The organism is Helicobacter sp. 23-1046 (genome assembly GCF_053654635.1).
On sequence record NZ_JBSIUS010000001.1, the window covers coordinates 955,823 to 969,853 of the forward strand.

Sequence of the window (14,031 nt, forward strand, 5' to 3'; positions counted from 1 at the left end):
CACATTTTTGTAATATTTGTGGGTATTACAGATTTTAAGAATATGGATATTAAGCTATAATCTTTACAAAAACTAAGGAATCTCAATGGACTTTGCAATGATACTTTGCACGATTCTCGCTGTGGGCATTGTGGCGTATTTCGTGCTAAAAAACTACAATCCTATTTTTATATTTTTTGTCTCTGGCGTTGTGATTCTCATTGCTGCATTTTACCTCACGGGCACAGCGATTCCAAACACAAATCGCGAACCTGAAGAAATCACTTTTCTTACAAATTTGCTTGATTCCTTTGCCTTTATCACGGCAAGTTTTAAGAAAAATCTCGCAGGTGTAGGGCTTATCATAATGTCAGTGGCTGGATTTGCTGCGTATATGAAACATATCAACGCCTCTGCCAAACTCGCCTACCTTGCTAATAAGCCTTTGGGTAAGATTCGCAACAAATACCTTGTATTAAGCGGGACTTTCATTGTGGGTATGGCACTTAAAATCGTCATATCCTCTTATGCAGGATTGCTTATACTTTTGCTTGCGTGTATTTATCCCGTGCTCATCGCACTTGGAATCCGCCCCATTACCGCTGCATCGGTGCTCTCTTTAATCGCTCTTGATTATGGACCAAAAGATGGCAACTCCATAAATATGGCGGATATGGTAGGCGAAAAGGATAATGTTGTGGGGCTATTTTTAGACTATCAAATTTATGTCGTTATCGCTTATGTGGTGGTTATCGCGCTGTTAATCCCATTTTATTACGCATATATGGACAAGCGCGATAAAGCAAAGGGCATAAACAACGAAGAGGTAGAAATCCCTAAAATAATCAATCCTCAATGTCCGACATTTTATATCTTGCTCCCGTGGTTGCCTATCGTGTTTTTATTTAGCGCGTATTTTATGGGCGTGAAGCTTGATGTTATCACGGCAAATTTCATTAGTATCGCACTTGTGTTTATCATAGAATTTGCACGCCACCGTGATGGTAAAAAGTTAGGCGAAGATATGCTTGTAATCCTACGCGCAATGGCAGATATTTTTATTACCGTTGTAGCGATTATCATCGCAGCGGGGATTTTCGCAGAGGGCATTAAGGCACTTGGAGGCATAGGAATCATCGCTAATGCCATCTCAAATATGGGCGCATCGGCTATTATCTTAACCATAACGCTATTAAGTTTTATCGTGTATTTTGCCACCGTAATTATGGGGAGCGGAATCGCGGCATTTAATGCCTTTGGCAAGCTCGCTCCAGATATTGCCACAAAGCTCGGGATTCACCCGATGGTCTTAGTGCTACCCATAGAAATCGCCTCGTGCTTAGGACGCGCAGCCTCGCCAATCTCAGGCGGAATCTTAGTGCTTGCAGGATACACCAAAATAAATCCAATAGCACTTGTCAAACGCTCTACGCCACTTTTACTCGTGGGAATGGTGGTAAATATCCTTGTGGCGTATAGTTTCACGCTATAATGACATTGTTTTGTGTAAAGTTTAAGTCGCAGGTGCAATTTTACACACAACGGAATGATAAAAATAATTTTTAAGTTGCTTTTAAGGTTAGTTTTTGTAGAGTCGTGGTTTATGCTTTAAGGTTGTAATGGCAAAACTATTGCCGTAATTTAAGGAGTATTTTTGGACCCATATCACTCGGGCTTTTTCTTTCTTTTAGCATTATTGCTAGTTTTTTTGAATGCTTTTTTTGTTGTAAGCGAATTTGCCATTGTCAAAGTCCGCAGAAGTAAGCTAGAAGAACTTGCTAAAAATGGCAAAAAAAATGCTACTCTTGCGCTCAAAATAACCTCTAACCTCGATACTTATTTAAGCGCGACCCAACTTGGAATCACGCTCGCCTCTCTTGCGCTTGGTTGGGTTTCTAAAGATGGCATTGGGAGTTTTATTTTATATTTCTTTGAATTTGCCTTTAAAGGCAATGGCGCGCTTATAGATATACTTTCTATCACCCTCTCTTTTGTTTTTATCACACTTTTGCATGTTGTATTAGGCGAGCTTGTGCCAAAGTCTATCGCCATTGCCAAAACAGAATCTATGGTGCTTTTTATCGCTAAGCCACTGCATTATTTTTGGCTTACTTTTTATCCTTTTATTCGTTTGTTTGATTTGCTTGCGGCATTTTTCTTGCGCCGTATGGGGATAAAGCAGGCGAAAGAAAGTGAGCTGGCCCACTCCGATGAGGAGCTTAAAATCATCGTTGGTGAAAGTCTCAAAGAGGGCTATATCGATTCTGTTGAGGGAGAAATTATCCAAAACGCAGTAGATTTTGGGGATATTGTAGCAAAGGAGATTATGACGCCAAGAAAAGATATGATTTGCCTATGTGCGGAAAACTCTTATGAAGAAAATATGAAAATCGTGCTTGAGACAAACCACACGCGCTATCCTTATTATAGAGATTCTAAAGACAATATCGTGGGAATGGTGCATATCCGCGACTTACTCCAAAATGCTATCAGTCAAAAAGAAAGCAATATGATAAATCTCGTGCGTAAAATGCTTATTGTGCCTGAAAGTGCGTATATTTCAGAGATTCTCACAATGATGAACCGCCAGCAAGTGCATACTGCTTTGGTTATTGATGAGTTTGGCGGGACTTCTGGGCTTTTGACAATGGAGGATATTATCGAGGAAGTAATGGGCGATATTTCTGATGAGCACGATTTAAAAACACAAGAATACCAACAAATCGCCGAAAATGTCTATGAAGTAAGCGGGAAAATTACTATTGATGATATTGAAAAGCTCCTTAATGTTGATATTCAAGAGCGAGGCGACCATATTACCATTGGCGGCTATGTATTTGGACTTTTAGGACGCTTGCCAGAAGTGGGTGATTTATGTGAAGATGGCGCGTGCAAATTTGAAGTGCTACAAATGGACAACACACGCATTAGCAAACTAAAAATCACCAAAATCAAAGATACGATAATAGGGGAACAATAGTGCAACAATGCGCGTTTTTTGATAGAGATGGTGTAATCAACCAAAATGGCAAGGGCTATACTTATAAAATAGAGGATTTTGTCTTTTGTGATGGAATCTTTGAGCTTTTGGCAGAGTTAAAAAAGCAAGGATTTCTCCTCCTTGTAATAACCAACCAATCAGGCATTGAGCGCGGACTTTACACACAGCAAGATATGGAAATTTTACACACCTTTATGCAAGAACAACTCACAAAACGACTTGGATTTGGCTTTGAGCGCATTTATTTTTGCCCTCATTTACCAGAAAAAAATTGCGATTGTCGCAAACCACAGCACGGAATGATTACGCAAGCATTGAGTGAATTTGATATTGATTTACACACTTCATTATTTATCGGTGATAAAATCACAGATATGCAATGTGCGCAAAATGGAGGTGTGCAAAATAAATTTCTTATAGATTGCACACTGCCACAGCGTTTTATACAATCAGGCGATTTTGAGGATACGCACTTCACAAATTTACACATTGTGGCAAATCTTAGCCAAATACGCGCTATAATCACACAGCAAAACTTAACTTAAAAAGACGAAAGGAGCAAAAATGAAATACATTTATGATGACTTGGAGGGTAAAAATATCCTTATTACAGGCGGAGCTGGCTTTGTGGGAAGCAACTTGGCATTGTATTTTCAAAATGAATATCCAAAGGCAAATGTAGTTGTGTTTGATACATTTCGCAATGATGAACGATTCCCAAATGGAAATCTAAAAAGCTTGGGAAGTTTTAAGAATCTTGTGGATTTTAAAAATGAAATTATCATTGGTGATATTACCAATGATGAAGATTTAGCGCGCATTGCCAAGCGCAATTTTGACTACATTTTCCACCAAGCTGCCATTTCAGATACCACCACCACAAATGAGAATCTCGTGCTAAAGACCAATTTTGAAGCCTTTAGAAATATTTATAATATCGCTAAAGAACAAGGTGCTATGCTTGTGTATGCAAGCTCTGCTGGGACTTATGGCAACTCAAGTGCACCAAATATCGTAGGAAAAGGCGAAGTCCCAGAAAATGTCTATGGGTATTCTAAGTTGTATATGGATTATTTTTCGCGCAGACAAATTGCGTGCGAGCCACAGATTCCACTCATTGGATTGCGATATTTTAATGTTTTTGGTGAGAGAGAATATCATAAAGGCAAAACCGCCTCAATGGTGCTACAACTCGGACTCCAAGCATTAGAGCACAAAAAAGTGCGACTTTTTAAGCACGGCGAGCAAAAGCGTGATTTTGTCTTCATTAAAGATGTCATTCAAGCAAATGTCAAAGCAATAGAAGCACAAAAAAGCGGAATCTATAATGTGGGCACAGGCGTAGCACGGAGTTTTAATGATGTAGTAAATACACTCAAAGCAGAATTAGGCGAATTTGAAGTGGAATATTTTGACAATCCTTATGGATTCTATCAAAACCATACGCAAGCAGATATTCAAAGCACAAAAGAATTTTTATCCTACACACCACGATTTAGCCTAGAAGAAGCTATAAAAGTGTATGTCCCAGAAATTAAGAGAATCTATGAGCGAGAAATCGCTAAAAAATAACCCATTGCAAAAATGTTTGATTTAGAAAATAAAAGTCCAAAAATCCTTGTAGTTGGGGATTTGATGATTGACCACTACATTTGGGGTGGATGCGAGAGGATTTCGCCCGAAGCCCCTGTGCAAGTCGTAGATGTCAAAAGCGAGAGCAATCGCTTAGGCGGAGCGTGCAATGTAGTAAATAACCTTATTGCTCTTGGCGCACAAGTAAGCGTGTGTGGAGTGATAGGCGATGATGAAAATGGCAAATGGCTCACACAAACCTTGCAATCACTTGGTGTGGATATTAGCCATATTTTTGTTGATTCCTCGCGTCCAACGACCAAAAAATCGCGCATAATCATTTCACACCAGCAAGTTTTACGCGTAGATAGAGAAAGTGCGCTTAGTGTAGATTCTATACTTTTAGCAAAAGTGCGCGATGAATTGCAATCTTTGCTTAAAAAAGTGGATTGTGTGATTATTTCAGATTATGGCAAGGGGCTTTTAGATTACACATTTACGCAACACATCATCACTCTTGCGCGAAAGGAGTATAAATTCGTGCTTTGCGACCCTAAGGGCAAGGACTACACGAAGTATAAAGGCGCAACTCTACTCACTCCAAACAAAAAGGAAGCCCAAGAAGCCACAGGTATAACTATTAACGATGATACAAGTCTTTTGCAAGCTGGATTAAAGATTAAAGAACTTTGCAATCTCTCCATCTCGCTTATCACGCTAAGCGAAGATGGGATTGGAATCTTTGATGAGGGCAAATGCCAAAAGATTCCCACTTTCGCCCAAGAAGTCTATGATGTAACGGGAGCTGGAGACACCGTGATTGCTGCTCTTGGCTTTGCATTAAGTGCTGGGTTAGACATTTATAAGGCAAGTGAGTTTGCGAATATGGCAGCAGCGGTGGTGGTCGGCAAAGTTGGTAGTGCAAACGCCACACATATTGAAATTGACCATTTTTTGCACGCTAAGATAAAAGATTCTAGTGGATACAAGATTCTATCAAAAGAACAACTCAAGCGTATTTTAGATACATTTAGGGCAAACAACAAAAACACTAAAATTGTCTTTAGCAATGGGTGCTTTGATATTCTCCATCGCGGGCATACTCAATACCTCAAAAAAGCGCGTGCATTAGGCGATATGCTTATCGTTGGGCTTAATAGTGATAGCTCTGTAAAAGCACTTAAGGGTGATTCTCGTCCTATCAACACACAAGAGGACAGAGCCTTTGTGCTTTCGAGTTTGGAGAGTGTAGATTATGTCGTAATCTTTGAAGAATCTACGCCAAGCGAACTTATCAAATATCTCACCCCTGATGTTTTAGTCAAAGGGGCGGATTATGAAGGTAAGGAAATTGCTGGAAGTGAATTTGTCAAAGAAGTGCGTTTAATTGAATTTGTCCCCAACAAATCAAGTAGCAACATCATAGAAAAAATAAGGAGTTTGTAATGCAAGATTTTAGCGACTTTATTACAGAGGAATTTCACAAACACATCGAAGCGAGCACAAAAGCCTTGCCTGCAATGCTAGATTCTATCCAGCAAAGCGCGCAACTTTTAGTGCAATGCCTTAAAGACGGAGGTAAAGTGCTTATTTGTGGCAATGGCGGGAGTGCGGCAGATTCTCAACATTTTGCTGCTGAACTCACAGGGAGGTATAAACGCGAGCGCAAAGGACTTCCTGCCATAGCTCTAAGTGTGGATACTTCCGCACTCACTGCCATAGGCAACGACTATGGGTATGAATTTGTCTTCTCTCGCCAAGTGCAAGCCCTCGCAAATAAAGGCGATATAATCTTTGGAATCTCCACAAGTGGGAACTCTGCTAATGTGCTCAATGCTTTTAAAATTGGTAAAGAAATTGGGTGCAAAAATATCGGGCTAAGTGGTCGTGATGGCGGGGCAATGAATGAATTGTGTGCAATAAATCTCATCGTCCCAAGCAACGATACACCAAGAATCCAAGAAGTCCATATCCTTGTTATCCACGCATTGTGCGATATTATAGAGAATCAGTGTGGATAAGTAGCGGTGGATAATGTTTGAAAAAACCATTGAATCACTCAATAAGATTCACAACTTTTCACAAGAGCTCAAAGAACTCATTAGCACTGATGGAATCAGTGCGCCCTTTGCCAATGTCCAAAGCACTGCTGGACTAAATACACTCACATTGCCTAATGGCAAAGTGTTGCAATGCTTTGGGCATATTAAAGTGGTGAGTTATAAAGACTTTCAAGCCTTTGGCGCACCGAAATTACACTTTTGTGCGTGCGATGAGTTTTTAGCACTCATAGATTCCAAAAATCCGCTTTTAAGCTTAGTGCAAGCGCAAAAAAATTCCTTTAGCTTCACTGTGCAACAAGGCAATGTTACCACAGCGTGGTATGCGGATTATCCATTGCCATTTTGCGAATCGTGTGTGGAGATTTTACGCACCTTGCTAGCTAAATCTGGCAACAACGAGAATCAACATCTCACACAAAAAGAATTAGAAAAGATTGTTTTTTCCAAAAATTTTATAAAGTTTTTTTCTTAAAAGAATCGTTTTAGAGCAAATATCGCATTACTAGATTTATCGCAAGTATGGCTACAAAACTAAGCGAGCCGTGCTGCAAAAAGAATAATATCCTTTGACTAGCGTTGGGCGTGGCAAGGCTAGATTCTCTATAAATCACATACAAAATCCCTACAAAAACGCATAGTGAAAGAATGAGAGAAATAGAGATGTTGTCAAAATTTTTCTGTTTTATATCCGCTCCAATTTTGCTTAAAAATACACTCAAACCAAAAGCAACAATAACCAATCCAATACCCACAAAAAATGATAACGCGCTATTTGCAATCTTTTTAGCACCACTTAACTCAAAAAAATATGCACGATTCTCAAAATGGATACACACGCTCATTATAAAGCAGGGTAACATACTCAAAAATACTCCAAGCGAAACAAACATTGAAATTTTAGAGAGGAAAAACATCTTAGAATCATTTGGATTAGCCGATACAAAAACACTCCCAATCATAATAAATAAAAAAAGCAACACCAACCCCAAATGCAAAAAAACATTTACAAAATGCTTTTGCATAAGATTTACTAACGCGGTAAAAAACAGCAAAAGCAAGGCAAAATACAAAAATACCACACGATATTGTGCGAAAAATTCCTCCACAACAACCCCGTTAATGTCAGGGAAAAACGATGATTTGGCAAACACAACACACGGAATCAAAACCCATAATACACAAATTCTCATCATAATCCACACTCTAAACTATACTAACTCGTGCATTGTCCCATTGCAATAGATTTTTTCCACTTTGGAGCGCAACTTTACTCCATTATACGGCGAAAAGGAATCTTCTATGAGCGTGTGAGAATCCTCATTGACGATGATAAACTCTGCCTCCGCTCCAACTTCCAAACTTCCGCGATTAAGCCCCAAGATTCTCGCAGGATTGTGTGAAAACAATGCTGAAAGCACACTAAGCTCAATATTATGTGCCTTAAAAATCCTATCATACGCAAGGGCAAAACCAAAGGCAATGCAATCAATCCCAGATTCCGCCAATTCAAACACTTGGTCTTTTTGCGAGTTGAAATTTGCACACTGCAAAGTGCTAAGCACATCAATCTTACCGCCTTTAAGATTCTCCAATAATGCTACGCGCAAATTCTCTGGCAAAAGTGGTGGAGTAATTTTGCCAGCGGTGTTGTAATTATCACACACCTCTTCATTCAAAATCAAATGATGTAAGCTTACTTGTGTATGCACCTTTAAGCCTTGTGCTTTGTAAGATTGGATAATATCCACACTACGCGGGAGGCACACAGCATTTAAAAGCAATGTAATATCGCAATCCACAAACATTTCGCATATTTTAGCCACTTCTGTGCTTTGAGATTTATAGCTTATCATTGGCAATCCTAATTTACCCGCAAACTCACCCTCAAAAAGCACGCCTTGTGATAATGAGCTTTCTTTAGGGAGGCAAATGATAGGTGTTTGAAGCATTTTGGCGTATTGGGCTATGCGTATAAGCATATTCCCATCAATATCGCTATTGGTGCAAATGCAACGCGCACCATTATCATACAGCCTGCTTATATCGCTTAGTTTATGAGGGCTCGCACTATCACTATTTTGCGTGATAGTAGGCTTTATGCTTGGGATAAAATGCACTTGTGTGGCTATATCAAGACTTTTTACCAGCTCTACAATGGCTTCATTATCGATAGCTGGCGTGCTTTGTGGAAAAAGTAAAAGAGTAGAGAATCCACCATTTAAAGCCTTCTTTGAAAGCGTGGTGAGATTATTCCTTGAGAGTGTCTTTGCCTTAGGATACACGCCTATATCAATGAGAGCTGGCATAAGGAGTTTGCCATTTGCCTCATATATCTCGTGTGTTTGATACTCTTTTATTTCATTTAAGTTTTGCGTTACTTCCGCAATGATGCCATTCTCAACCTTTAAGCAACCCTTTTTGCTCCCACGATAATCACACATTGTGGCGTCTTTGATTATCATATTGCAATTCCTTTGGTCTTAGATTCCATACTGAGCGATTTTTGAGCGCAAGACACTCTCACTCATTCCTAGCAAATCGCTTATTTTTTGCATATTGCCATCTTCTCTTTGCACCATTTGATATAAAAGCTCCTTTTCCAAATCTGCAATGCTAGAATCTTGAAGATTCCCAAATACGCGTTCTCTACTTTGCAATGCTAAGTCTTCGGGCTTAATTTCGTTACCATCGCTTAAAATGACTGCGCGTTCAATCACACTCAAAAGCTCTCTTACATTCCCGTGCCAAGCGTATTGAAGCATTTGTTTTTTAGAATCTTCACTAAAACTCTTTGGCTCAAAACCATATTTTTGCGTAGTTTCTTGGAGTTTATACTCCGCTATTTGGAGGATTTCTTCTTTTCTCTCGCTAAGTGGTGGGATAAAGATTGGGATTGTCTGCAAGCGGAAAAACAAATCTTGGCGGAACTCACCTCGAGTGATTTTTTGGGATATATTAGCATTAGTCGCAGAGATGAAGCGCACATCAATAACAATTTCCTTAGAACTCCCAAGCCTTGTAAGCGTTTTTTCTTGGAGCACACGCAAAAGTTTGGCCTGCAAACCAATAGGCATTTCACCAATCTCATCTAAAAACACAGTCCCGCCATTTGCGACTTCTAAGATTCCGAGTTTTTGTGTTGTAGCGTCCGTAAATGCGCCCTTTTCATATCCAAACAATTCAGATTCTAATAAATGCTCAGGGATTGCCGCCATATTGATAGCGATAAATGGAGATTTGGCACGATTTGAATTTTCGTGGATAAAATTTGCAAATACATCTTTTCCCACGCCACTTTGTCCCATTAAAAAAACATTAGCATCAGTTGGAGCGACTTTGAGTGCGATTTTTTTTGCCTGCTCTAATGCAGGTGAAGTAGCGATAAATCGCTTAGATTCCACGAGGTTTGTCTCTGTGTTCTTTTTACTTGGTGATTTTGGTGCGCTTGCTTGAAGTTTTTGGGTATTTGCTTTAGAATCTAGCGCATTTAGCTCTCTTTCTTGCTCCTTAGCAATGCGCTCTAGTGCCTCAATCATTTCTTTTTCAATATTTTTTTCTTTAATTAAAAAATCTTTTACGCCCAAGCGTATTGCTTTTATGGCATTTTGCACGCTGGCATTCCCTGTGATAACGATGGCTTTATAATGCCCGCTACCCTGCTCTTGCAATGCGCTCAAAAACTGCAATCCGTCCATTTTAGGCATATTTATATCAGTGATGACGACATCAAAACTTTCATCAATGCCATCTAGTGCTTCCTTAGCATTTTTAAAACTCACAATTTCATATTGTGGATAATCACCAAAAGTAATCTCTAGTGCCTTTCGGAAGTTAGTATCATCTTCGACAATGCAAATTTTCATCATATATCCTTAAAATCACCCTTGCAAGGCTTGTCCTCATAAGAGCGCGCAAATACTCCTTGTAGCAAATTGCCTCTTGTAATATTGTGCATTTAGAGTCTTAGTGTTAAATTATAGCTTATTTTTAGGCGTAATGGTGGTTAAATGAAAGATTTAAGAAATCTTATACAAAACATACAGCAAAAATGTGGAATCTATCAGTTCTATGATACGCAAGGGAGGCTTTTGTATGTGGGAAAAGCAAAAAATCTCAATAAACGCGTAAAAAGTTATTTTGCCAAAAGTGCCAATCTAAGTCCTCGTATCGCCTCAATGGTAGCACAAATCAATGATATTAAAACGCTTGTTACCACAAGCGAACAAGACGCCCTTATCCTAGAAAATGCCCTTATTAAAGCCTCTAAACCAAAATATAATATTTTATTGCGCGATGATAAAACCTATCCATACTTGTATGTCGATAGATCTGAAGATTTTCCTACCATTAGTATCACACGCAAAATCATTAAAAAACAAAAAGTGCAATATTTTGGTCCTTTTAGCTCTGGCGCAAAAGAGCTCTTAGAGGGTATTTTACAAACCAACAAACTCGTGCAAAAAAAATCCTGCCTCAAGGGCAAAAAAGCTTGTTTGTTTTATCAAATCAATCGTTGCAGTGCGCCTTGTGAGCAAAAAATCTCTAAAGAAAACTACGCTAGCATACTCCAAGATTCCCTAGAACTCATTTATAACAAGAAAAAACTTCTTACAATGTTAGAATCTAAAATGCTATCCTTTGCTAAATGTGAGGCTTTTGAAGAAGCCTCAAAGCTACGCGATATGATAAAAAAAATTACACAAATGCAAATACAGAGCAGCATTGATTTAGCAGACATAAGCAATTATGATATTTTTAGTATTCTTGCGCCAAATGTGAATTTTTCATCAAGTGCAGATTCTCACACAAGCAAGACATATCAAAGAGTGATTTTGTTTAAGCTATTTGTGCGCAATGGACGCGTCAATTCAAGTGATTATATCATCGCGCACAATAGTGCATTATCCTCTCAAAATGAAATACACGCGCTTTATTCTCAAGCCCTACTCTCTCATTATGCCAAAAATCCTCCCATTTTGCCTGATTGTATTTTGTTACCTAGTGATATTGGTGAGTTTAGCGATAAAGAAAAGCTCCAAGATTTTTTTTATGACAAATTTAACAAAAAAATCCCCATTCTCCAACCAATCAAAGGCAAAAAAGCTGAGCTTATCACACTAGCAAACAATAATGCAACAGAAATTTTACGCTTAGAAGAAATCCAAACAAGTCAATACAACGAACTTTTAGTAGAAATTCAAACATTTTTTGCCCTCACCCACACACCATATAGAATCGAAGTTTTTGATACCTCTCATCACGCGGGAAGTCAATGTGTGGGCTCAATGATAGTCTTTGAAAATAACGACTTTATTAAGCAATCATACCGCCACTTCTCCTTACAAGCACGCGATGAATACGCCCAAATGCGTGAATTACTCACAAGGCGTGCGCATAAATTTGAGGAAAATCCTCCGCCTGATTGCTGGCTTATTGATGGTGGAAGTGCGCAGCTCAATCTTGCGCGCGAAATTATAGAATCCAGTGGCGCGAATGTGGATATTATCGCCATTGCTAAACATAAAATAGCAGGAAAAGCCCATAGGGCAAAGGGAAGCGCAAATGATATGTTGCATTCACACAGGGGCATACACAAACTCTCTCCGAGTGATAAAAAACTACAATTTTTCCAAAAACTCCGTGATGAGGCGCATCGTTTTGTCATTACCTTTCATCGTGCTACAAAACTCAAAGAGCTTACGCGCATTAAGATTCTAGGAGATAAACGCGACTTAACGCACGCACAAATAGAAAAATTGTTGCGGATTTATGGTAGTATAAAGGTCATTGAAAATCTCAATAATACAGAGATAAAAGAGGCTTTGCGCTCTAAGAAGTAGTTACAAAACCCATTCAATCTCTAAACTTAACCACATTACAAAAAGGGATAAAATGAAATCTTTATGGGGGGGGGGCAAAATAAAAATGCTAACGCGCACCAAAGGATATTTTAAAAATATTTCAACCAAACAAAAAACAAGTATTTTAATGTGGCTAATTGGCACGACATTTATGCTTTGCTCATTCACAGGATTACTTTCACTTACAGGATTAAAGGGTGATTATGATAGAAATTACACCAAAACCCAAACAAATATGACTTACAATCAGATTCTGGTTTTAAGCCAATACAATGTCGAAGATTCCACACAGCTTCACAAAATAAAAAATCTTTGGGAGCGGTATAAACATAAATTGCAAGAACAAGAAAGTAGGCATAAAATTTTAGTAGCAATTCACTCTTTTTACCAAGATTACTACACAAAAGAATTAGGAGAGCAAACAGACATTCTCACTAATCAACAACAAGACATTATGGAGCAAATAGATTTTTTATTTTTAGGAGAATCTTTAGACACACAAAAACTTAATGAATTGTTTTTACAACTCTTTGAAATCAATATACAACTCTCTACACACAATAAAGCTATTAGTGATTCTATTTATCATTCAAGTCTTATTTTGCTTGGGTTTTTTGTGAGTGTGCTTGCGGGGGCTTTTTTGTTCCTTTCTAAAAGTATTGCAGATTCTATTGATGAGAGTTATGCGGATTTAGAGAATCTTGTCGAGCAAAAAACACTCGAACTCCAAAACATTAACACCAACCTCCAAAAATCTATCGAACTTGAAGTCGCCCAAAATCAAAAAAAAGATTTACTTATTTATCAGCAAGCAAGACTTGCTTCGGTGGGGGAAATGCTCCACAATATCGCTCATCAATGGCGACAGCCACTAAATTCACTTACATTGCTCATTCAAAGTTTCCAAACCAAACAAGAAAATGGCAAACTGAGCGAGGAATTCATACAAACACAAACACAATATGGACTAAAAATCGCCAAAAATATGAGTGAGACTATTGAGAGTTTTAGTAATTTCTTCCGCCCAGAAGTGCAAAAAACATATTTTAGTATCCAAAATGCCATTACAGAATCTTTGGAGCTTATAAACCCCGTGTTAAGGGATAATAAAATCACTACGCAAAATGATTTTTCTAATGGCGATTATGAAATTTTAGGCTATGAAAATACCTTTACTCAAGTGATTTTTGTGCTTGTGAATAATGCCATTGACGCATTTAAGGGACTAAAAAATCCTAGAGATATAAATCTCATACAAATATCCATAGGCAAAGATGAGGAGAATCTCTACATTTATGTCAAGGACAATGCAGGCGGAATAAAGCCAAATAATATGGAAAAAATTTTTGAGCCTTATTTCACAACGAAACATAAGGCAAAAGGCACAGGTATTGGGCTTTATATGGCAAAACAAATCATTGAAAAGCAATTTTTTGGACAAATAGATGTGAAAAATATTGAATCTTTAGGACAAAATACTTATAATGGTAGTTTATTTAGTATCACGATTCCATTAAAACCAAATGCTATTCAAAAATGCGAAAGGACAAGCTAA

General features: G+C 38.4%; 12 protein-coding genes. 9 read left to right on the plus strand and 3 right to left on the minus strand.

From position 1 onward, the window contains the following. The first annotated feature begins 85 nt into the window (after positions 1–85). The 7 genes from dcuC to ACWIUJ_RS04675 all read left to right on the plus strand — a co-directional run bounded on the left by dcuC (position 86) and on the right by ACWIUJ_RS04675 (position 7,087). Positions 86–1,471: a C4-dicarboxylate transporter DcuC gene (gene dcuC, locus ACWIUJ_RS04645; RefSeq protein ID WP_454151310.1), complete on the plus strand. Its 1,386-nt coding sequence runs from the start codon at positions 86–88 to the stop codon at positions 1,469–1,471. A 162-nt stretch (positions 1,472–1,633) separates the two neighbouring features. Beyond that, on the plus strand, positions 1,634–2,959 hold the full coding sequence (locus tag ACWIUJ_RS04650) for a hemolysin family protein (RefSeq protein WP_454169275.1): 1,326 nt from the start codon (positions 1,634–1,636) through the stop codon (positions 2,957–2,959). After that, positions 2,959–3,525, plus strand: a complete 567-nt coding sequence (locus ACWIUJ_RS04655) for a D-glycero-alpha-D-manno-heptose-1,7-bisphosphate 7-phosphatase (protein ID WP_454169277.1) — start codon at positions 2,959–2,961, stop codon at positions 3,523–3,525. Before ACWIUJ_RS04650 ends, ACWIUJ_RS04655 begins: the two co-directional genes overlap by 1 nt. Positions 3,526–3,544: 19 nt before the next feature. Then, positions 3,545–4,552, plus strand: coding sequence for an ADP-glyceromanno-heptose 6-epimerase (gene rfaD, locus ACWIUJ_RS04660; protein ID WP_454151304.1), 1,008 nt, complete (start codon positions 3,545–3,547; stop codon positions 4,550–4,552). Between the two features lie 12 nt (positions 4,553–4,564). Next, positions 4,565–5,998: a D-glycero-beta-D-manno-heptose-7-phosphate kinase gene (gene rfaE1 / locus ACWIUJ_RS04665; RefSeq protein ID WP_454169279.1), complete on the plus strand. Its 1,434-nt coding sequence runs from the start codon at positions 4,565–4,567 to the stop codon at positions 5,996–5,998. Continuing rightward, positions 5,998–6,573 carry a D-sedoheptulose 7-phosphate isomerase gene (gene gmhA / locus ACWIUJ_RS04670; protein WP_454169280.1) on the plus strand — a complete coding sequence of 192 codons (576 nt, stop codon included), beginning with the start codon at positions 5,998–6,000 and terminating at the stop codon, positions 6,571–6,573. The genes rfaE1 and gmhA overlap by 1 nt, the downstream gene beginning before the upstream one ends. Before the next feature lie 13 nt (positions 6,574–6,586). Then, complete coding sequence (locus ACWIUJ_RS04675; protein ID WP_454151300.1) at positions 6,587–7,087, plus strand: hypothetical protein; 501 nt, start codon at positions 6,587–6,589, stop codon at positions 7,085–7,087. A 10-nt stretch (positions 7,088–7,097) separates the two neighbouring features. On the opposite strand, the gene ACWIUJ_RS04680 is transcribed toward ACWIUJ_RS04675, so the two are convergent. From ACWIUJ_RS04680 to ACWIUJ_RS04690, 3 genes are read right to left on the minus strand one after another with little or no spacing between them, the layout of a single operon-like run. Then, the gene (locus ACWIUJ_RS04680; protein WP_454169282.1) at positions 7,098–7,805 is read right to left on the minus strand and encodes a hypothetical protein; all 708 of its coding nucleotides are present in this window, start codon (positions 7,803–7,805) and stop codon (positions 7,098–7,100) included. 18 nt (positions 7,806–7,823) lie between these two features. Continuing rightward, a complete protein-coding gene (locus ACWIUJ_RS04685) occupies positions 7,824–9,077 on the minus strand; it encodes an amidohydrolase family protein (protein WP_454169284.1) in 1,254 nt (417 codons plus the stop codon). Positions 9,078–9,095: 18 nt separating this feature from the next. After that, the gene (locus tag ACWIUJ_RS04690) at positions 9,096–10,478 is read right to left on the minus strand and encodes a sigma-54-dependent transcriptional regulator (protein ID WP_454169286.1); all 1,383 of its coding nucleotides are present in this window, start codon (positions 10,476–10,478) and stop codon (positions 9,096–9,098) included. Between the two features lie 144 nt (positions 10,479–10,622). Here ACWIUJ_RS04690 and uvrC point away from each other — a divergent pair, with 144 nt between their 5' ends. After that, entirely contained in the window at positions 10,623–12,455 is a 1,833-nt protein-coding gene (uvrC, locus tag ACWIUJ_RS04695) for an excinuclease ABC subunit UvrC (RefSeq protein WP_454169288.1), read from the plus strand. A gap of 52 nt (positions 12,456–12,507) precedes the next feature. Beyond that, positions 12,508–14,031, plus strand: coding sequence for a sensor histidine kinase (locus ACWIUJ_RS04700; RefSeq protein ID WP_454169289.1), 1,524 nt, complete (start codon positions 12,508–12,510; stop codon positions 14,029–14,031).